15 protein-coding genes and 1 pseudogene are annotated in these 19729 nt (G+C 64.7%); 6 read left to right on the forward strand and 10 right to left on the reverse strand.

The genetic code is table 11. The features are described 5' to 3' along the window. Positions 1–69: 69 nt before the first annotated feature. Entirely contained in the window at positions 70–780 is a 711-nt protein-coding gene (locus B0I08_RS09455) for an endonuclease/exonuclease/phosphatase family protein (protein WP_106212140.1), read from the reverse strand. A gap of 109 nt (positions 781–889) precedes the next feature. Here B0I08_RS09455 and B0I08_RS09460 point away from each other — a divergent pair, with 109 nt between their 5' ends. Next, entirely contained in the window at positions 890–1966 is a 1077-nt protein-coding gene (locus B0I08_RS09460; protein WP_106212142.1) for a glutathione S-transferase family protein, read from the forward strand. 61 nt (positions 1967–2027) lie between these two features. On the opposite strand, the gene B0I08_RS09465 is transcribed toward B0I08_RS09460, so the two are convergent. Then, complete coding sequence (locus B0I08_RS09465) at positions 2028–3749, reverse strand: formate--tetrahydrofolate ligase (protein ID WP_245884728.1); 1722 nt, start codon at positions 3747–3749, stop codon at positions 2028–2030. Between the two features lie 111 nt (positions 3750–3860). Between B0I08_RS09465 and B0I08_RS09470 the strand changes: the two genes are divergently transcribed. After that, the gene (locus B0I08_RS09470; protein ID WP_245884729.1) at positions 3861–4769 is read left to right on the forward strand and encodes a 3-methyladenine DNA glycosylase; all 909 of its coding nucleotides are present in this window, start codon (positions 3861–3863) and stop codon (positions 4767–4769) included. On the opposite strand, the gene B0I08_RS09475 is transcribed toward B0I08_RS09470, so the two are convergent. Beyond that, a complete protein-coding gene (locus B0I08_RS09475; RefSeq protein ID WP_245884730.1) occupies positions 4759–5967 on the reverse strand; it encodes an MFS transporter in 1209 nt (402 codons plus the stop codon). The two genes, B0I08_RS09470 and B0I08_RS09475, sit on opposite strands and share 11 nt — an antisense overlap. A gap of 209 nt (positions 5968–6176) precedes the next feature. Between B0I08_RS09475 and B0I08_RS09480 the strand changes: the two genes are divergently transcribed. Continuing rightward, positions 6177–7550 (forward strand): FAD-binding oxidoreductase, encoded by a 1374-nt coding sequence (locus tag B0I08_RS09480; RefSeq protein ID WP_106212144.1) that lies wholly within the window; start codon positions 6177–6179, stop codon positions 7548–7550. Between the two features lie 110 nt (positions 7551–7660). Here the strand turns inward: B0I08_RS09480 and budA are convergent, their stop codons facing one another. Both budA and alsS read right to left on the reverse strand, forming a co-directional pair. Next, positions 7661–8392 carry an acetolactate decarboxylase gene (gene budA, locus B0I08_RS09490; protein ID WP_106212148.1) on the reverse strand — a complete coding sequence of 244 codons (732 nt, stop codon included), beginning with the start codon at positions 8390–8392 and terminating at the stop codon, positions 7661–7663. Then, positions 8389–10047, reverse strand: coding sequence for an acetolactate synthase AlsS (gene alsS, locus B0I08_RS09495; RefSeq protein ID WP_106212328.1), 1659 nt, complete (start codon positions 10045–10047; stop codon positions 8389–8391). The genes budA and alsS overlap by 4 nt, the downstream gene beginning before the upstream one ends. A 148-nt stretch (positions 10048–10195) precedes the next feature. Between alsS and B0I08_RS09500 the strand changes: the two genes are divergently transcribed. Further along, positions 10196–11089 carry a LysR family transcriptional regulator gene (locus B0I08_RS09500; protein ID WP_106212150.1) on the forward strand — a complete coding sequence of 298 codons (894 nt, stop codon included), beginning with the start codon at positions 10196–10198 and terminating at the stop codon, positions 11087–11089. 199 nt (positions 11090–11288) lie between these two features. Further along, positions 11289–11603 (forward strand): annotated as a pseudogene (locus B0I08_RS09505) (NADPH-dependent FMN reductase); the annotation flags it as partial. 109 nt (positions 11604–11712) lie between these two features. Here B0I08_RS09505 and B0I08_RS09510 read toward each other — a convergent pair. From B0I08_RS09510 to B0I08_RS09520, 3 genes are all read right to left on the reverse strand, one after another. After that, complete coding sequence (locus B0I08_RS09510; RefSeq protein WP_106212154.1) at positions 11713–13263, reverse strand: HNH endonuclease; 1551 nt, start codon at positions 13261–13263, stop codon at positions 11713–11715. Positions 13264–13662: 399 nt separating this feature from the next. Further along, a complete protein-coding gene (locus B0I08_RS09515) occupies positions 13663–15351 on the reverse strand; it encodes a long-chain-fatty-acid--CoA ligase (RefSeq protein WP_106212156.1) in 1689 nt (562 codons plus the stop codon). A 131-nt stretch (positions 15352–15482) separates the two neighbouring features. Further along, on the reverse strand, positions 15483–16061 hold the full coding sequence (locus tag B0I08_RS09520) for a hypothetical protein (RefSeq protein ID WP_106212158.1): 579 nt from the start codon (positions 16059–16061) through the stop codon (positions 15483–15485). Between the two features lie 336 nt (positions 16062–16397). Here B0I08_RS09520 and B0I08_RS09525 point away from each other — a divergent pair, with 336 nt between their 5' ends. Beyond that, positions 16398–18227 carry a DEAD/DEAH box helicase gene (locus B0I08_RS09525; RefSeq protein WP_106212160.1) on the forward strand — a complete coding sequence of 610 codons (1830 nt, stop codon included), beginning with the start codon at positions 16398–16400 and terminating at the stop codon, positions 18225–18227. Positions 18228–18429: 202 nt separating this feature from the next. Here B0I08_RS09525 and B0I08_RS09530 read toward each other — a convergent pair whose 3' ends face one another. Further along, positions 18430–18873, reverse strand: coding sequence for a hypothetical protein (locus tag B0I08_RS09530; protein WP_106212162.1), 444 nt, complete (start codon positions 18871–18873; stop codon positions 18430–18432). A gap of 133 nt (positions 18874–19006) precedes the next feature. Next, positions 19007–19639, reverse strand: coding sequence for a PadR family transcriptional regulator (locus B0I08_RS09535; protein ID WP_106212164.1), 633 nt, complete (start codon positions 19637–19639; stop codon positions 19007–19009). Between the last annotated feature and the right edge of the window lie 90 nt (positions 19640–19729).

Here is a 19729-nt window from a genome sequence, read left to right on the forward strand (position 1 = left end):
TGCGGCGGGTGTGCGGCGGGTGTGCGGCGGGTGGGCGGCGGGTAGGGCCGCCGCGCTTACCGACTGCTGCTACGCGACTTCCTGCGACACGGACTCGCCGGCGGCGGCTGCGTCCGTGTACGTCGAGGTGACCAGGATGGGCATGTGGTCGGACTGCCCCTGCGGCAGCGTTTCGACGCTATCGATCGTGAGACCCACCGATGTGGCGAGGTCGAAGTGACCGCGGAAGAACTTGTAGCGCGTGTAGGTGCGACTGTCACTCAGCGTCAGATCGTAGCCCGACTCCTTCACCCGGTTGCTCAGCTGGCGCTTGAAGACCGGGTAGTTGTAGTCACCCACCATCAGCGTGGGGAGATTCGGGCCGAGGACGTTCAGTTCCTCGTGGGCGGAGCGGATCTGGTTTCGGCGCAGGGAGTTCAGTGCCGTGAGCGGTGCCGCGTGGAACGATGCCACGACCAGCTCGCGGTCCGCGGCGATGTCGTGCAGTCGCGTGCCGATCAGGCGCTCGTGTGCCGGGCGGAGGACGTGGTCGTGCAGCGACTTCTTCAACTCAAACGCGCGGGTTTCGAGGGCGGAGAACCGGTCGCGGCGAAAGTAGAGTGCGAGGCCCAGGCGGTTGCGCTTGGTCGAGTCGACGAGATGGAGCTGGCCGATCTCGCCAGGCATTTCGAGAGTGTCGCATTCCTGCAGACACAGTACGTCGGGCTCGTACCTCTCGGCCAGGGCGATGAGTTCGCCAACAGCGCTGTTCTTGCGGAGGTTGTAGCTGATCACTTTCACTGCAGGCCTGCTTCATGCTCAGTGGACATAGAACAACTGTACGTTCGGGTGCCATCCATGATTGAACGCACGCAGGGATCTTATCGAGTTCCCAGCGTACGGTTGGAACATGAGTGATTCCCTCGCAGGCACAGCCGAAGTTGAACCCGCCGCCGCACAACCGGGCGCTGCAAAACCCAGCGCTGCAATACCCAGGTACGTCGAGCCCGGACAGCCGTTCAACCGCGACACCAACTACATCGAAGACCGAATCACCCGCGACGCGCGCGATGGGTGGCCGGTGGAAGCCGGGCGCTATCGCCTCGTCGCGGCGCGCGCCTGCCCGTGGGCGAACCGCACCACGATCGTTCGCAGGCTCCTCGGACTCGAGGGGGTCATTTCCCTCGGGCTGCCCGGTCCGACTCACGACAAGAACAGCTGGACCTTCGACCTCGATGAGGGCGGCCTAGACCCGGTACTCAAAATCGAGCGGCTGCAGCAGGCTTACTTCGCCCGTTTCCCCGACTACCCGAGGGGAATCACGGTCCCCGCGATCGTGGAGGTCGCCTCGGGCAAGGTGGTCACAAACAATTACCCCCAGATCACGCTCGACTTTGAATCCGAGTGGGTCGAGTTCCACCGCCCGGGCGCGCCGGACCTGTACCCCGAGGCTCATCGCGCCGAAATCGACGAGGTCGCCGAGCTGATCTTCCACGATGTGAACAACGGCGTCTACAAGTGCGGCTTCGCCGGAAGCCAGAAATCGTACGACCGTGCGTACGACGCGCTCTTCTCCCGCCTCGACTGGTTGGAGGATCGCCTCAGCACCCAGCGATTCCTCGTCGGGGACACCATCACCGAGGCGGACGTGCGGCTGTTCACCACCCTCGCGCGCTTCGATGCGGTGTACCACGGCCACTTCAAGTGCAACCGCAACAAGCTGAGCGAGATGCCCGTGCTCTGGGCGTACGCGCGCGACCTGTTCCAGACGCCCGGGTTCGGCGACACCATCGATTTCGACCAGATCAAGGCGCACTATTACGTGACGCACGTCGATATCAACCCGACCGGGATTATCCCGAAGGGACCGGATGCCCGCGTCTGGCTGGAGCCGCACGGCCGCGAAACGCTCGGCGGACGCCCCTTCGGGGACGGCACCGCTCCCGGCGCACCCGCCGCGGGCGAAGAGGTGCCCACGCTCGGCTAGCCGGGCCCCTTGGCTAGTAGTGCCCCTCGGCTAGTAGTGCCCCTCGGCTACATCGCCCTGCTCAAAACAACCCGGTGATACGACCGTCGTCGGTGATGCCGATGGTCTCGGCCGCCGGCACCTTCGGGAGCCCGGGCATCGTGAGGATGGTTCCGGTGAGCACAACGATGAAGCCTGCGCCGGCGCTGATCTTGAGGTTTCGCACTGTCACCGTGAATTCCTCGGGGCGGCCCCGGAGGGTCGCGTCATCCGAGAAAGAGTATTGCGTCTTCGCCATGCAGATCGGCAACTGACCAAACCCGAGTCGCTCGAGCCGGGTGAGTTGTTCCTGCGCGTCGAGTGTGAACGAGACATCCGCCCCGCCGTAAATGCGCGTCACCACTTTTTCGATCTTGGTGACAATCGTGTCTTCGAGTTCGTACGCGTACTCCAGAGTGCTGGGCTGTTCGGCAAGGGTGATGACCTCGTGCGCGAGCTCCTCCGCCCCGGCTCCCCCGCGCGCCCATACCTCGGACAGCACAACGCTGACGCCGAGCGCACGGCAGCGGAGCTCGACCCGCTCCAGTTCCGCGGCCGTGTCGGTCGGAAATACGTTGAGGGCAACCACGGTCGGCACCCCGAATACCTCGGTCATGTTCTCGACGTGGCGCAGCAGGTTCGGCAGTCCCGCCTCGAGCGCGTCGAGATCTTCTCGCGCGAGGTCGGCTGCGGCCACCCCTCCGTGCATTTTCAGTGACCGCAGCGTGGCAACCACCACGGTCGCCGCAGGGGTCAGTCCGCACATCCTCGCCTTGATGTCGATGAACTTCTCCGCGCCGAGATCTGCACCGAAACCGGCCTCGGTCACGACATAGTCGGCGTGCTTCAGCGCCAGGCGCGTCGCGGCGACGGTGTTGCAGCCGTGCGCGATGTTGGCGAACGGTCCGCCGTGGATAAACGCGGGCGTGTGCTCGAGGGTCTGCACGAGGTTGGGGCGGATCGCGTCCTTCAGCAGCGCCGCCATCGCGCCATGCGCTTTCAGGTCACCCGCCGTCACCGGACGGTCATCGGTGGTGAACCCGACGATGATGCGCTCGAGCTTTGCTTTCAGCTCTCTGAGGTCCCGGGACAGGCAGAGAATCGCCATCACTTCAGAGGCGACGGTGATCTCGAAGCCGTCGTCGCGGGGTACGCCGCTCTTCGGTCCGCCCAGTCCGTCAACGATGGATCGCAGCTGGCGGTCGTTGATGTCGACGGCGCGGCGCCAGCTGATCCTGGCGGGATCGAGCTCGAGCGCGTTGCCGTGGAAGATGTGGTTGTCGACCATGGCGGCAAGCAGATTGTTCGCCGCGCCCACTGCGTGGAAGTCGCCGGTGAAGTGCAGGTTGATGTCCTCCATGGGCACCACCTGCGCGTAGCCACCGCCGGTGGCGCCGCCCTTCATCCCGAAAACCGGGCCAAGGGAGGGCTCCCGCAGGGCAATTGCCGCACTCACCCCGACCCGGCGGAGCCCGTCCCCGAGCCCGACGACGGTCGTTGTTTTGCCCTCCCCTGCCGGGGTCGGGGTCATCGCGGTGACGAGGATGAGTTTGCCCTCCGGCCGGTCCGCGAAGCCGTCGATGGCACCCACGTCCACTTTGGCAATGTGGTCGCCGTGCAGCTGGAGCGCGCCCCGGCCGATCCCCATTCGTCGCGCTATCTCTTCGATCGGCAGCAGCGTCGAGCCGGACGCGATCGCGGCGTCTGTGCTTCCGACCAGCGCGCTGTCAACCGACGCGCTTTCAACCGGAATATGTGCAGCCAATGGGTGCCCTCCCGCAGCGAGCCCCGCTCCGGCACCTGCCCTGAATGGACGCCTGCCCTGATCGAACCCGTGCTGTGACCATTGTCGCGCAGCCGCGGGTACCCTCGAACCGTGCCCACCGCCCCGATCGCCGAGCTTGTGACCCCCGTGTCAACCACGGAGCTTTCGGCGAGCGCCTGGCACGATCGGGAAGCCGCGCACCAGTCGCGTGCCGACGAATTCACCCGGGGTCGCCGCGAACGCTCCTCCGTCGGGGCCACCCACCCGGTCGACGACTTCCTGTTCACGTATTACCCGTTCCGCCCCGGCCTGCTGCGACGATGGCACCCGGGCGCCGATGTGGTGTTGCGGGATGCCGCGGGCGAGAGCCGCGCGAGCTGGAAGTGGTACCGCTCCCAAGGTAACGACGTGAGCGTCGATGCTGTGGCTTTCACGGAGGCTAACCGGCGTAGCATCCGTTTCATCCTCGGACTTCTTGCCTCGACCGCCACGCGCCAGGCGAGCTTTGGATGCTTTGGGCTGCACGAGTGGGCAATGGTGTACCAGAAGGACGAGCTCCGCCACGAGGTGCCGTTGCGGCTCGGGCAGCGCGACACCGACGCCGTGGTGAAGTCGCACAACATCGTCTGCACCCACTTCGACGCGTTCCGGTTCTTCACTCCGGAGGCCGTAGGTCTGAACCGGCGCTACCCCACGCGCGAGAACCAGCCGGAGCTCGAACAGTCCGGATGCCTGCACGCGGGGATGGACGTGTACAAGTGGGTGACCAAGCTCGGTCCACTTATACCCGGGGAGCTGCTTCTCGATTGCTTTGAGTTGGCCCGTGACATCCGCCAGACCGACATGCGTGCCTCGCCCTATGACCTCAGCGACTGGGGTTACGCTCCGATCGCGATTGAGACCGCGGACGGCAAGGCCGAGTATGTGCAGAGCCAGCGACGCTACACCGAGCGGGGAAACGTGTTGCGCGCCCGGGTGATCGCGACCGTTGAACCCGTGTTGAGTTCGTTCAGCGCCTAGTCGAACCTTCCGGCGGCATGCGCACCGCAACCAGCGCCGCGACGACCATCAACACGCCAGCCGACGCGAAAGCCACGGGGAACGAGAATGCGTCGACCAGCAGCCCGGCGACGAGCGGACCGGCGATCGCTCCCACGTCGGCGAAGCCCTGGAACACCGCCACCGGCATTCCTCCGCGCGAACCGGCGGCGTCGCCCACCGATGCCGCCGGAGCCGTGCCCATGAACGCCGCAGCGACGCCGTACAGGCTGAGCAGCACGATGAGCAGGGTGATGCTCGTGACGAAGGGAATCAGCACCATGATCACCGCGCCCGCCGCGAAGGACCCGATGATCGCCGGCCGACGCCCGATGGTGTCCACAAATCGTCCAGCGGGACCGAGCGCGAGTGCCTGGGCCACGGCAGCCACGGCGAAGGCGATTCCCGTCCAGGCCGGCTCCCGGTTGAGGCTCTCGACCACAAGAACCGGGATCAAAGCCCCGCGCACTCCGAGGGCGGCCCAACCCTGCGCCAGGTTCGCGACGCAGGCGGCCTGGAAGCGCCGGTCGCCCAAAACCGAGCGAAGGGGGATGACGGGAGCCGCGGCATCCCGCACCGCCTGCTTTTTGCCCTGCAGCATCACGAGTCCGACGGCGCCCGCGACGGCGAGGGTGATGGCGTAGAAGAAGAAGGGGGCGCTTAGCGAGATGGTCGCGAGCAGGCCGCCAACCGCGGGCCCGGCCATTCCGCCGATCAGGAAGCCGCCCTGGTAGAACCCGACGGCGCGGCCGCGGGTCGAAGCCGAGCTCGACGCGAGGAGCAAGGTCATTGCGGAGACGGTGAACATCGCGGACCCGATTCCGCCGACGCCGCGCAGAACCAGCACCTGCACGTAGCTGTCGGCAAGGCCGACGAGAGCGCTGGACGCCGCAACGATGCCGATACCGGTCGCGAGGATGGTGCGCTCCCCCGCCCAGTCGACCATCTTGCCCACAAACGGGTTCGCCACCAGGCGCATCACGGCGAACGCCGACACCACGGCGCCCACCTCGAGGTAACCGACACCGAAGCTGCGCACGTACACGGGGAGCACGGGAACCACCACGCCGAAGCCGACCATCACGAAGAACGCGACGACGCCGAGCACGACCACATCGCGCGGCAACGGTTGGGTCGACGTGACCCCGGACTTTTTACGCAGGAACGACAACGGGGGCACCCATCAAGCGTACGGCGAGCGGCACCGACGCGTGCGCCAGCAGTGTCTGCCAGCGGGATCTGTGCGTGCGCTGGCGAGCGCGCGCCAGCAGGATCTGTGCGTGCGCTGGCGAGCGCGCGCCAGCAGTGTCGCAGGAGGGTCCGTGCCTGCGCCGGCCATCACGCGCGAGACCCCTCGCGGACACAGACGGCACTGGTTACAGTGCTCGTATGGCTGGCAGCGATCACCTCTCCCACCCCTTGAAGAAGCGCGTTGCCGGGCTCGTTGCAGTGCCAACCGAAGACAGCCACACTGCCTTGTCGGGCCGCTACGCGATCATGGGTGAACCCGCCATCATCGTGCGCCCGGCGACGGCAGGCGATGTCGCAGAAGCGATCGGATTCGCCAAGGACGCGTCGCTCGCGATCGCGGTTCGCAGCGGAGGACACAGCGGACCGGCCTTCGGCGACTACACCGACGCCATGGTCATCGACCTGGGCGCACTCGATCGCGTGGTCGTCCGCGGCGGCGGCCTGGTCAGTGTCGGCGCTGGCGCAACCTGGGGCCAGGTCGCCGCCACCCTCGGCGCCCACGACCTGGCGATCACCTCGGGAGACACACGGAGTGTCGGCGTCGGCGGCCTCACCCTCGGCGGGGGCTTCGGGTGGTTGGTGCGAAAGTACGGGCTCGCCCTCGACGCTCTCGAGGCAGTCGAGATTGTGACCGCCGCCGGCGAGGTCGCCATAGCGAGCGCCAACCTCAATAGCGACCTCTTCTGGGCCGTGCGCGGCGGAGGCGGCAACTTCGGCGTCATTACGGAGTTCTCGTTCCGCGCGCACCCGCTGCCCGGCGTCGTGGCCGGTGCGATCAGCATCAGCGCCGGGACTTCCGCCGCGGCATCCACCACACCATCAACAGAACCGCCGTTCGCCGCCACCCTCCGGCAGTGGCGTGACGTGATGCGCACCGCGCCGGAAGAACTGAACACCACCTTCTTCGCCATGCCCGCGCCGGTAGGGCAGGAACCGTCGGCCCAAATCGTTGTCTGTTATGGCGGCGCCGACGAGGCGGCGGCGAGCGCCGCGATCACTCCCCTTCATTCGGTCGCCGGTGCCGGGTCCCACACGATCGGGCCGAAACGGTATGCCGACGTGCTGGATGATCCGCCCCCGCCCAACGCTCCCGTGAGAGTGGTGGCGCTCAACAGCTTCTGCGACGACCTCAGTGACGATGCGATCGCAGACCTGACCGCGGTGCAGGCCCAGCTCGGAGGCGTGTTGATGATCCGCTACCTGCGCGGCGCTTTCAACCGCGTTCCGGCGGAAGCGACGGCGTTCGCCCACCGAAGCGCGGAAGTGCTGCTCATTGTCGGCGTTTTCCTCCCCCAGGATGCCCCGCAGGAGGCCGCCGACCGGGTAATCGCGCTGTGGACCTCGCTCGAGCCGCACACCTACGGCACGTACGGCAACTTCACCCTGGCCACCGACGACATGATCACGAGCAAGATGTACTCCCCCGCTACGCTGCGACGCCTCCGCACGCTCAAACGGCGGTACGACCCCGAGAACGTGTTCCGACGGAACCACAACATCGTGCCGCTGTGAGTTGAGAGCTGCGGGCTGCGGGCTGCGAGCTGAGGGCTGCGAGCTGCAAGCCGTACGAGTTGCGACGTGCGAGCTGCGAAGTGCGAGCTGCGAAGTGCGAGCTGCGCGCTCTACGCGTGCGACTCCGTCTTCAGGAGTTGCCTGTCAAGATCCTCCGGCGACAGGTTTGCGTCGCGGAACGCGTCTGTGAGGGGCAGCTGCAGGCGCAGGTCGGTACCGAGGCAGAGCGATGCGTGTCCCGATCGCAGCTTGAAGTCCAGCACGTGACCACCCGACGAACGCTCATCGGTGATGAAGTGCGCGTGGCAGCCGGGAACGCCGATTCCCTTCTCGTAGAGCGGAGTGCGAAACCCTACGAGCACCCCCGAGACGTTGTGCAGCTCGACGATCTCGTCCTCGTCCGTGGCATCCATCATCGGACGGTACGGCTTCTGCTGCTTCACGACCGTGCGCATGGTGATCCACTCGAAATCGCCCTCGATGCGCAACGCGTACATGTAGTTTTCGGATGCAGTCATCCGGTCGATGAAGGCTGACGCCTCCGCACGCGTGACATCGCCCGGCAGGGCGCTCACCACGTGGGGCACAAAATTGGTTACCACTGCGTAGGGAGTGTGCGCACCGAGATCGGCCACGGAAGCACCGCCGTCGGCCCGCAGCTGGTAGCAGGTGCCGTCGACAATCAGCATCTCGCCGTCGAGCCCGTTGAAGGTGCCGATTCCGAAGCTGCCGTGACCGAGCAGGTCGCGCACGGTCATTTCGCCCTCGTACACGCCGTCGAGCAGCGCGCTCATCAGGCTGGTTTGAAAGATCTCGTGGCGGGTCACGGTGAAGTCGGTCATTGGAGCACGTCACTTTCCAGGTCGGCCATCAGCTCGTCCCTATTGTTGCGGTAGTCGACCCGCACGTCGATGATGCTCGGACCGGGTTCGGCCATTGCCGTCTGCAGCACAGCAGCAAAGTCTTCCAGTCGGGTGACCCGGTGCCCGTGTGCTCCGAACGATTCGGCATAGGCGACCGCGTCGTAGTCGCCGAGTTTCACCCCGGAGGTGCGACCGTACTTGCCCTGCTGCTGGAATGCCACCATGTCGTAGGTTCCGTCGTTGAAGATGACGTGCGTGAAAGTGGACCTGAGCCGTACCGCTGTCTCCAGTTCCATCGCGGAGTACAGAAAACCCCCGTCGCCGGAGACGGACAGCACGGGCGTTCCCGGGCGCACCAGGGTCGCGGCGATCGCCCAGGGCAGGGCGACTCCCAGGGTTTGCTGGCCATTTGAAAACAGCAGGGTGCGCGGATGATACGTGCGAAAGTGCCGCGCCATGTAGATGTAGTGCGACCCCACGTCGCACAGCACGGTGGTGTCATCGGGCAGCAGCGCCCGCATCGCGAGCACCAGCTCAGCCGGGTGCACTCCCTCTGACTCATCGTCGTGCAGTGCGCGATGGTCTGCATCCTCTAACCGTGCGCGCTGTACAGCGACTGCGGCATTCGCCTGAGGAGTGAGCTCCAGTCCGCTGATCTGGAGGGCGAGCGCGTCAGTCGACGCCGCGACATCCCCCCTCAATTCGACCGAAGGACGGTAGAAGTCGTCAAGATCGGCGGACAGCTCGTCGAGGTGGATGATGGTGCGCAGCTTGTCCTTGTTCCACTTCGACGGTTCGTACTCGATGAAGTCGTACCCGATGGCGAGGATCACATCCGCCTGATGGAGGAGGATGTCACCCGGCTGGTTACGGAACAGGCCGACCCTGCCCAGGTAGTGTGCCTCGAGCTCGTGCGAGATGACTCCGGCAGCCTGGAAGGTTTCCACCACGGGCAGTCCCGCCACGGTGAGCAAGCGGTGCAGGGCAGCGGTTGCCCGGTCGGAGCCGGCTCGCGCACCCGCCAGGATCACGGGAAACTTGGCCTCGCGCAGCACCTTTGCGGCCCGCGCGATGGCTTCGGCGGGCGCAGCGCCCAGCGAGGGCACGCGGTGCGGAGTGGTCATGGACACGGCGGTCTCTTCGACGAGGACATCCTGCGGGAGCACGACGGCGGCGGCTCCCTTCGGCTCCTCCATCGCACGCCGGAATGCGCCGGCGATCGCCTCAGGAACGTTGTCGGCGACGCTGACCTCACCGGCGGATTTGGTCACGGCAGTGAGCATTCCTACGGCGTCCATCGTCTGGTGGGTTCGCTTGAGACGGTCCGCGCGCGCCACAGCGCCGCAGATGGCGACCATCGGGTCACCCTCGGTCGTTGCGGTGAGCAGCCCGGTCGCCAGGTTGGATGTCCCGGGGCCGCTTGTGACGAGCACCACTCCCGGTTCCCCGCTCAGGCGACCGACCGCCGCAGCCATGAACGCGGCGTTCTGTTCATGCCGACAGACGATGAGCTCGGGGCCGTCGTCGACCAGGGCGTCGTACACGGGGTCGATTTTCGCGCCGGGAACTCCGAAGATCCATTTCACTCCGTACGCCTTGAGCGTCTCCACAACGCGGTCAGCGGACCTGCGCATGGCCGGGGAACCTGATGAGGTGAGAGTCACGATGTGCCTTTCGATCTGCCGGGGTCTAATTCACCCGCACTACCATGGTGCGCCTCTCACCCATAGCGAACAACGCCGAGTCATGATGCTTCCCATCTGCGAATGAGATGATTGCGCGATGGACCTACGACACCTCGAGTACTTCAGCGCGGTGGCCAGCGAGCTCAGCTTTACTCGCGCCGCCGACCGCCTCACCATCGCGCAATCGGCGGTGTCTGCCGGTGTCCGATCTCTGGAGAACGAGCTCGGGGTCGAGCTGTTCGACCGGAGTCGTCGACAGATCCGTCTGACCTCGACGGGCGAACTGTTGCTTCCCCGGGTACGGGAGGCACTCGATGCCGTCGGTGCGGTGCACGATGCGGCGCTGGACGCGACTCGTGCGTTGACGGGATCGGTCGTCGTAGGTCTGATGACCTCGGTCACCCTGGTTGACGTCCCCGGCGTGCTCGGTTCGTTCCGGACCGCCCATCCGGGCGTCGGCGTCCGGCTGCGCGCCGCGCGACGGGGCTCCGCGGGGCTCGTTGACGACCTCGCCAGTGGCGAGATCGACCTCGCGTTTCTCGCGCTCATTGGACCGATTCCAGCGGCGCTCACCGCCGATCCCGTTGCGTCGTCGCCCATGGTGCTCGTGGTGCCCACGGGCCATCGGCTCGCGCGAACCCGCATGATCACTCTGGCCCAGCTGGCCGACGAGGAGTTCATAGACCTCCCGCCAGGCTATGCGGCGCGATCGATAGTGGATGTCGCGTTTGCCAGCGCGGGGGTCGAGCGACGAGTGCTCATCGAAGTTGCGGATATCGGCACGGCCGCAGGGTACGTCGCCAACGGACTCGGTATTGCCCTTCTCCCCGAGTTCGCGGCCGTCAGCACCCGAGACGTGGAACGTATTCCTGTCAGCGGCGTGGCCGACTTCACGGTGTACCTCGCCGCCTCCCGCACGCGGCGGGCGTCCGCGGCCGTGCGCGCGCTGATGAACGTCGTGTTGGCTGACTCGCGCCCCGGCAGGCTCTGAGAAGACTTGGCCGGCCCCGAGAAGACTTGGCCGGCCTTAAGGAGATTTGGAAGGCCCCGAGAGAAGTTGGCAGGCGCCGGGGAGCGTTGGCAGGCTCGGGGAAGCGTTGGCAGGCTCCGGGAAGTGTGGGCAGGCTCCGAGAAAACGGGTTTAGATTCGCCGCAAAATCAAGCGGCAGCGCGCGGTTGTCGGAAAGGCGTACACGGAGATTCCCATCAAAGACCTGCCGCTGTACGACTCCGACTTTGATGCGGAATATCCGCCGGAAGGCGTCGCTCTCAAGGACGCGATTGCTGCGTCGGATGGCATCCTTTTCATTTCTCCGGTGTACAACAGGGCGATCCCGGGAGCGCTCAAAAACGCGATTGGCTGGGGGTCGAGGCCCTGGGGAACCAATTCCTTTGCTCGCAAGCCCAGCGGCATCATCGGCGCATCTCCCGGGGCAATCGGGACCGCCGTGATGCAGTCGAACATGCGCAGCGTGCTTAGCTTCCTCGACGCTCCCCAGTTGAACACTTAGCACTCTGCACTTAGCACCTGGCACCACGGCACCACGGCACCACGGCACCACGCACCCCGCACCCCGCACCTGGTACTCGGTACTCGGTACTCGGTACTCGGTCCTACTGCCGAATACGAGGCAGGCTGCGTCTCGGATGCCCCATGGGCTTCCAAGATTGGTTCGGATTCAGCCAGCGCGGCGCGAGAATCCACGGTTTGCCATTGTGCATTTCGATCTTAAAGGGCGACTTGTGAATCATGTGATGGTGCTCTGAACAGAGCAGGATCGCATTGTCCACATCGGTCGGGCCGCCCTCAGAATGGAACTGGACGTGGTGGACATTGCACTGTCGCGACGGCTTGGTGCAACCTGCTGTCGAGCAGGTTGGCCCATCCCTCACCACCACCGCCCGCTTCTGCGCTTCGGTGAATAGTCGTGGTTTCGGCCCCATCCAGAGCACTTCACCCGCCTCGCCCTGAATCAAGAGGCGATAGCCGGTTCCGCAGGCCAGTTCTTTGATGTGGTCGATCGAGACAGGCTCCTCGAGACCATCAATCCAGCCGACTCCCCGACCGGCCTCCAAGTCAGCGAGGGTAGCGACAGCAGTGACCTCGACAATCGGCTTGAATCCGCCCATCTCGTTCGCGCTGGCTCGGATGCCAGCTCGGATGTAGCCATCCAGGACGTCGCTGTCACGTTGTTCGTGCGTGCGGGTGTCTTTCAGATCGGTCACGACCCCGAACTCTTCACAGTCCACGCCCTCGATTGACGCCCCGTCTGTACCCTCTAGTGGGTCGCCGGAACCATCAAGGGTGTCTCCGGACAGGATCGCCGCCGTCTCTTCAGGGTCTGTAAGTGTCAGGCCCACGTGTTCCAGCGGGTTGTACCGATCGGTCGGGAGGAATCGCGGCTTTTTTGCCACACGCGACTCCTCGAGAATCTCCTGCAGCATCGCTGTCGTCTCACCCGTCGTGAACCATTCCCACCGCGTTACTCCATTACGTTCACGGCCGCGACGCAGCCCGCGGCGAGCGCGCACGTCCTCATCACGCATGGGCGCGCCATCCGGGTCAAGAGCACTCGCCCACGCGGACACTTGAACCCGCACGAGATCCTCCGGCTCCCGGACGGCCTCTGCAACCAACGCCTCTTCTGCGGCGGAGAGGTTTTCGTCGAACTCTCCCGGCAGCTCGTCGGCGCCGACGACGTGAAATTTCTGCGCCTGTCCAAGCCCCTGGATGATCCGTTGCGCGACCGACCCGCTGATCTGCCCGAGCTCCACTGCTTGCGCCACTGCCGGGTTGCGTGGGGGTATCGGCTCGCCGGTAATGGAGGTGGCTCTGCGAATGCTCTTGCCCAGCCGCACCCTGCCACGTGCATCGGCCTGACTGATCCGCGTGACCTGCTCAATCAGATGCTCGGCCCTACTGTGCCCGTACCGGGCCGCCAACCCGTCCGACACACCCCCATAATCGGAGCGTTCCTCCACAATTGCGGCAGCATGAACCTGCATTGCCTCTACGAACCGGCCAACATCTTCAATGTGCTTCAGCGCCGACAATACAATCTCGTCTGACTGCGAACCAAGGCCGTGTGACGACACGTCTGCGGACCACTTTGCGAGCCGCGCGAAGTCACTCACGATCGCAGTGAGCTGCTGTTCGAAATCCATGTTCCCATTTTATCGAACATACATTCGAATAAAAGGGATTGCATTTTCTTCGATTATCGAAGATAATTTAGGTGTAGAGCCAAGTGGGCTGGAGCGTAGGAGGGCAGGGGGCTGAGTGGGCATGGGGCTGAGTGGGCATGGGGCTAAGTCTGAATCGAACCAGCATTCGCACCGCCGCCGGCACCGGCATTAGCGGTAGCAGCACCACCAGTAGGAGCAGCACCAGTAGGAGCAGCAGCAGCAGCAGCACGAACACAAAGCACGTAAGCACCAAGCACTAAGCACTAAGCACTAAGCACTAAGCACTAAGCACTAAGCACTAAGCACGAAGCACGAACACTAAGCACCAGCACTACGCACGAACACTAAGCACGACCACTAAGCACCGACACCAACCCCCTAAAGCGTGGGCAGCACCTGCTCGCGCACCTGCTTGCGCAGAATCTTGCCGAGCAACGACCGGGGCGTATTTTCGATCTGAACGATCCTTCGCGGGATCTTGTACGCCGAGAGGTGCTCGCGGCAGTGCGCACGTAGTGCTTCCTCGTCGAGTGCGACGCCGGGCTCAAGCTCTACCGCCGCGACTACCATCTCGCCACCACGCTCGAGCGGTTTACCGAACACGGCTGCGTCGACAACCGCGGGATGCAGGCGAAGAACACCCTCCACCTCCGACGGAGACACGTTGAACCCGCCGGTGATCACCAGTTCCTTGGCCCGGTCGACAATGGTGGTGAAACCGTCGGCATTCACGGTGACGATGTCGCCTGTGCGCAGCCACCCACCCGGCAGGAGCGTCTTTGCCGTCTCCTCCGGGTTGTTCCAGTAGCCCTGGAACACTTGCGGGCCTTTCAGGAGCAGCTCACCTGGTTCCCCCTGCGGTACCTCGACGGTCGGATCATCCGGGTCAACAACCTTCATGAGGGTCGAAGGAAAGGGCACACCGATCGTGCCGGGGCGACGGGTGGGGTGGAAGGGGTTACCCAGTGCCACCGGAGACGACTCGGTCATCCCGTAGCCCTCGACGAGAAGCCCGCCGGAGACCGACTCCCAGAGTTCCACGACGTGGTCGGGAAGGTTCATCGCGCCCGAGATACAGAACTTGCAGGAGCGCAGCGAGATACCCCTTTCCTTCGCGGCCATGGCGGTGCGCTCGTAGATCGGAGGGACAGCGCAGTACACGGTTGCGGGCGACTTTTTCATCGCTGCGAGCACAAGATCGACGTCGAACTTGGGGAAGAGAACGAGCAGCGCCTGCTTGCGGATTCCGTAGGTCAGATACAGCGTCATCCCGAACGCATGGAACATCGGCAGGATCGCGTAGAAAATCTCCTTGCGGTATTCCGCGCCGGCCATCCACGCCTCGCCCTGCAGGGCGTTCGAGTACAGGTTGAAGTGGGTGAGCATTGCCCCCTTGGGGTGCCCGGTCGTACCGGAGGTGTACTGGATCGCCGCCAGATCGCTCACCACGGGGCGCGGATAGCTCGTGTCGATGGGTCCGTGGCTGAGAAGCGACTTCCACGGCATGGTTCCGGGAGCCGCTCCGCTCAGCGCGCTGCGAGACTCGCGAAGACTTTTCATTGGAAGCTGCAGTGCCAGCCGCTTGAGCAACGGGAACGCCTCGAGCAGGTTCACCGAGATGACGTGGTCGATCTCGATATCCGACGGGAACGATTTCACCGCTGCGGCAGCCTTATCCCAGACGATCACCACTCGCGCCTGGTGATCTTCAAACTGGTGGCGAAGCTCCCGCGAGGTATAGAGAGGGTTGTGCTCTACAACCACGGCTCCGATGCGCAGGGCAGCGTAGAACGCGACAACGTGCTGGGGGCAGTTCGGCAGGATCAGCGCGACCCGGTCCCCCGGACGAACACCGAGCTGGCGTAGCCCCTCGGCGGCGCGGTCAATCTGGTCACCGAGTTCCGTGTACGTGGTTCGGCGTCCAAAAAATTCGAGCGCGGGATGCCTTCCCGCCTCCGTCACGGACTTCTCCAGCATCGCAACCAGAGATTCCTCCGGCAGGTCGATCTCAGCGGGGACCCCCGGCTGGTAGTTCTGGACCCAGGGCTGTTGCTCAGTGTTGGCCATGCTGACATTGTCTCGTGATCAGCCCCGCGATCGGGTGCGACACGAGCCGTGAGCAGCGCTCCAAAAGAAAACGCTAAAAGAAACTAGCTCTAGAAGAAACTAGCTCTAGAAGAAACTAGCTCTAGAAGAAACTAGTGGAGGAAGTTGGCTCCCGGGGCGGTGATGGTTGCGATGCCGCCCGTTTCGTCGGGCGCCGACAGCTCAACGGCGTAGTTGTACTCGAATCCCTCCGTCACGGGCGCATTGGGGGCAGCGACAATCTCGGCTCGGGCCATAAAACCGGTTCCACCCTCGTCGTTTTGATACTTACTGAGGTGTCCTGCGTACTGGGCAGCGACCGCCGCAGCGGCATCCCCCACCTGGATTGCATCGGAAGTCTCAATCGAAATGCCCGCGAGGTCCGCAGCGTCAGCTTGCACGATGAACTTGTACATGTGGGGTTCGGTACTTACCGTGTCTGCGACCGAGATTCCGATACCGTCCCAGTCATAAATGCTGAACGGGCCCGGCTCCTCGTGCTCAGTCTGATGCTCGACCGCTGGCTCCGCACCCAGGGCGCGGGTTAGCGCTGCGATGGCTGCAGCGCCGTCGTCGTCGAAGTAACTCAGCTCGTCTACGCTGCCATCGGAGGAAACGATAGAGAGCGCGCTCGACCCGATAACGAGTCTTGCGACTGTGATCGGCGCAACACTGGGCACAACCGCGGGCACGGGCGAAGTACTTGGAGAAGTGCTTGGCGAAGTACTTGGCGAGATGCTCGGCGACAGGGACGGGCTGGGCTTTGTCGTGGCAGGCGCAGCATCAGAAGACTGCGATGCGCAGCCACTGACCATCGCGCTGAGAAGGAGGAGTCCAACAAGGGATTTACGAAACGTGTGCACAACTCACATTCTGCTGGCGAGCTAGCCTCGAGCGCCAGCCCCCAGCACCGCCATTCCGACAAATCGGCGACACTGTGATGCGGTCGTGACATTGAGGGGCACCAAGTTGGGGCCCGTCCGGGCGTTGAGACCGGGAAGCATACCCCGACCGAGTACCTTTGTAGGATGACGCCTCCAGAATCACCCACACAACCCGAGGCAGACGCCCCCGAAACTGTTCCTTTTTCCGAGCTCGGGCTTAGTGACGCCGTCCTCAAAGCTCTTAAAGACGTAGGGTACGAAACCCCGTCCGCAATTCAGGCCGCAACGATTCCGCCGCTCCTTGAGGGCCGCGACGTTGTAGGCCTCGCCCAGACCGGAACTGGTAAGACCGCAGCGTTTGCTCTGCCCATTTTGTCGCGACTCGACATGTCGCAGAAGAACCCGCAGGCCCTCGTGCTTGCCCCCACCCGCGAGCTCGCCCTGCAGGTGTGTGAGGCGTTCGAGAAGTACGCGTCCCACATGCGCGGAGTGCACGTGCTCCCCGTTTACGGCGGACAGGCCTACGGCGTGCAGCTCTCTGCCCTCCGTCGCGGTGTGCACGTTGTGGTCGGTACTCCCGGCCGCATCATGGACCACCTCGCCAAGGGCACCCTCGATCTGTCTGAGCTGAAGTACCTGGTGCTCGACGAGGCCGACGAGATGCTGAAGATGGGCTTCGCCGAGGACGTCGAGACGATCCTCGCCGACACTCCCGACGACAAGCAGGTAGCCCTGTTCTCGGCGACCATGCCCGCCGCGATCCGTCGCATCTCCAAGCAGTACCTGAATGACCCGGAAGAGATCACGGTCAAGAACAAGACCACGACCTCCGCGAACACGACCCAGCGATACCTCATGGTGTCGTACCCGCAGAAGGTCGATGCGCTCACCCGTATCCTCGAGGTCGAGAACTTCGAGGGCATGATCGTGTTCGTTCGCACCAAGAACGAAACCGAGACTCTCGCAGAAAAGCTCCGCGCCCGCGGCTACTCTGCGGCAGCCATCAGCGGAGACGTCGCCCAGGCCCAGCGCGAGCGCACGGTCAACCAGCTCAAGTCCGGCAAGCTCGACATCCTCGTGGCGACCGACGTGGCCGCCCGTGGTCTCGACGTTGACCGGATCAGCCACGTCGTCAACTTCGACATCCCGATCGACACCGAGTCCTACGTGCACCGCATCGGGCGCACCGGCCGTGCGGGCCGCAGCGGCGCCGCAATCAGCTTCGTCACGCCCCGCGAGCGTCGTCTCCTCGGCGCCATCGAGAAGGCCACCCGCCAGCCGCTGACCCAGATGCAGCTGCCGAGCGTCGAAGACGTCAACGTCACCCGCCTGAACCGTTTCGATGAGTCGATCACGGAGGCACTCGAAAACACCGACCGCATCTCCCGCTTCCGCGACATCATCGCGCACTATGTTCAGCACCACGACGTGCCCGAGGCAGATGTCGCGGCTGCGCTCGCTGTTATCGCCCAGGGCGATACCCCGCTGCTGCAGACCGAGCAAGAGGTACGGGCTGAGCGTTACGCCCGCGACGAGCAGGAGCGCGCCGAACGCCCGGCACGGGACGATCGAGCGGCACGCGACCGCCCGTCACGTGATCGCAACGACCGCAACGACCGCTCAGCGCGGCCCGAGCGTAGCAACCGCGAAGAGCGTTTCGACCGCGATGACCGTCCGGGCCGCACCGAGCGCCCGGAGCGGCGCTCACGCGATCACACCCGAGTGATGACCTCATACCGTATCGAGGTAGGTAAGCGCCACAAGGTGGAGCCCCGCCAGATCGTTGGTGCCCTTGCCAACGAGGGAGGTCTCAGCCGCGAGGACTTCGGCGCGATCAAGATCCTGCCGGACTTCTCCATCGTTGACCTGCCGGCGGACCTGTCCAACGACGTGTTCACCAAGCTCGAGACCACCCGCATCAGCGGAAAGCTCATCGAGATTCACCCGGACAACGGACCGGCCCGCCGAGCGTAAGCACTCGCTCGCAGGTCACACAGCGCTGTCCTGAATTGCCGGATGCCGGGCGCCCACAGCTGTGGGGCGCCCGGTATTTTCGGGCGCCCACAGCTGTGGGGCGCCCGGTATTTTCGGTCGCTGGGTCTCGTCGGGGGCGGCCGTGCCTTCGCGCTCGCGCTGTGACGCAGAGAGCAGGGCAAGCCCGGAGGGCGCGCGAGCCCTATCCCACCGGCACAGGCCAAGTTTTCGTGCGTGGGGTTGGCACGAGCGAGCTGTCGCGTGCGGCGCGCCAAAGGGCGGCGGCGAGGGCAACGGTGACGGGAGTCCAGAGCATCCGTTCAACAAACGACGGCGATGCGAGGTTCATCAGTGCCCCGACCGCCATCAGGGGTGTCGCCGCGTAGAGCACACGGCGTCGAAGGGTGGGGCCCGCCAGACGGGTCCCCGCCACCGCGCCGAGCGCCAGGTAGACGCCAGTTGCGACCCCACTGCTCACTCGCAGATTCTCGGGCAACACTCCCGGGTTGGCGCCGCCATACGCGGCCTCGCCCCAGGGTGCGCCAGCTGCGAGACAGATCTGGAATCCGACCACGACCGCGAGCAACCCTGCGGCGGTCTTGCCTGCCGTGCTGGCCCGCGGGTTGGTGGTAGCGAACGGTCCCATGATGGTTCTCCCTCGATTGGTCAGCGGTAGGGCTGGCAGTGACGAATGTATCTGCCAGATAGGTTACTTAGGAAGCCCGCCCATATCTAGCAGCAATATTCGCTCGCTCTGGACTGGAACGACGCGACGCGGGTTAGGAGCCGAAAGAGTTTCGAGCGCTGGGCGTCTCTGGTGCGTCGCGGTCGTCGGGCGTGTTCGGTGCTTCCGGCGCCTCGAGCATGACGGCCTCCGCCATCATGGCTAGCTCCGCGAGCGCTTCGTTTGCCCAGGCGATGCTGGCGCGGGCCGAGTGCTCCCCCGCTGAAATGGTGAGGAGTATGTACGGCGCCTGGTCCGCGAGGCTCGCGTCGTCCAGAAGCGAGCGCCTGGCGACATCCATCTGCGTCAATTGCGCTTTCGCCTTTTCCCGGGCGTCAAGAACGAGCCGCCGGGTCGCCTCTGCGCCGAGTTGGGACCCAAAAAAGAGCCGAAGCAGGAGGCCGTTTCGCGGCTTCTCCTGCTGCGGGGGCTCCGCAAGCAACTCGCGGAGCCGGAGGAGTCCAGCGGGCGTGAGGGCAAACGTGTGAGATCGCGAGCCGCCCTCCGCAGACCGTTCGACCAGGGACTGCCGTTCCAGCTCGGCGAGTGCCGGGTAGATCTGGCCGAAGCTCTCGCTCCAAAAGTGCCCGAGCGTGTCGCGGATTTCTTCGCGTAGGGCGTACCCCGTCATCGGCATGATGCTGAGCGCTCCGAGGATCGCTGTCTGTGTTTGCTCGGAACGCGGCACCGGTCTCCTCGGAGGATGTCTATGAGAGGGCTATATCTGTGAGATACAGTACGCCATTTCCGAAGACCTGACGAGAGCGCGCCCCTCGAC

Origin of the sequence: Glaciihabitans tibetensis (assembly GCF_003003265.1) — a bacterium.
Classification (GTDB): Bacteria; Actinomycetota; Actinomycetes; order Actinomycetales; family Microbacteriaceae; genus Glaciihabitans; species Glaciihabitans tibetensis.

Excerpts from the sequence above, each read along its gene's own strand:
- B0I08_RS09480 (WP_106212144.1), top strand. The coding sequence starts at position 6,177 with ATGGCTGGCAGCGATCACCTCTCCCACCCCTTGAAGAAGCGCGTTGCC.
- B0I08_RS09510 (WP_106212154.1), bottom strand. The coding sequence starts at position 13,263 with ATGGATTTCGAACAGCAGCTCACTGCGATCGTGAGTGACTTCGCGCGG.
- budA (WP_106212148.1), bottom strand. The coding sequence starts at position 8,392 with ATGACCGACTTCACCGTGACCCGCCACGAGATCTTTCAAACCAGCCTG.
- alsS (WP_106212328.1), bottom strand. The coding sequence starts at position 10,047 with ATGCGCAGGTCCGCTGACCGCGTTGTGGAGACGCTCAAGGCGTACGGA.
- B0I08_RS09530 (WP_106212162.1), bottom strand. The coding sequence starts at position 18,873 with ATGGGACCGTTCGCTACCACCAACCCGCGGGCCAGCACGGCAGGCAAG.
- B0I08_RS09525 (WP_106212160.1), top strand. The coding sequence starts at position 16,398 with ATGACGCCTCCAGAATCACCCACACAACCCGAGGCAGACGCCCCCGAA.
- B0I08_RS09515 (WP_106212156.1), bottom strand. The coding sequence starts at position 15,351 with ATGGCCAACACTGAGCAACAGCCCTGGGTCCAGAACTACCAGCCGGGG.
- B0I08_RS09500 (WP_106212150.1), top strand. The coding sequence starts at position 10,196 with ATGGACCTACGACACCTCGAGTACTTCAGCGCGGTGGCCAGCGAGCTC.
- B0I08_RS09460 (WP_106212142.1), top strand. The coding sequence starts at position 890 with ATGAGTGATTCCCTCGCAGGCACAGCCGAAGTTGAACCCGCCGCCGCA.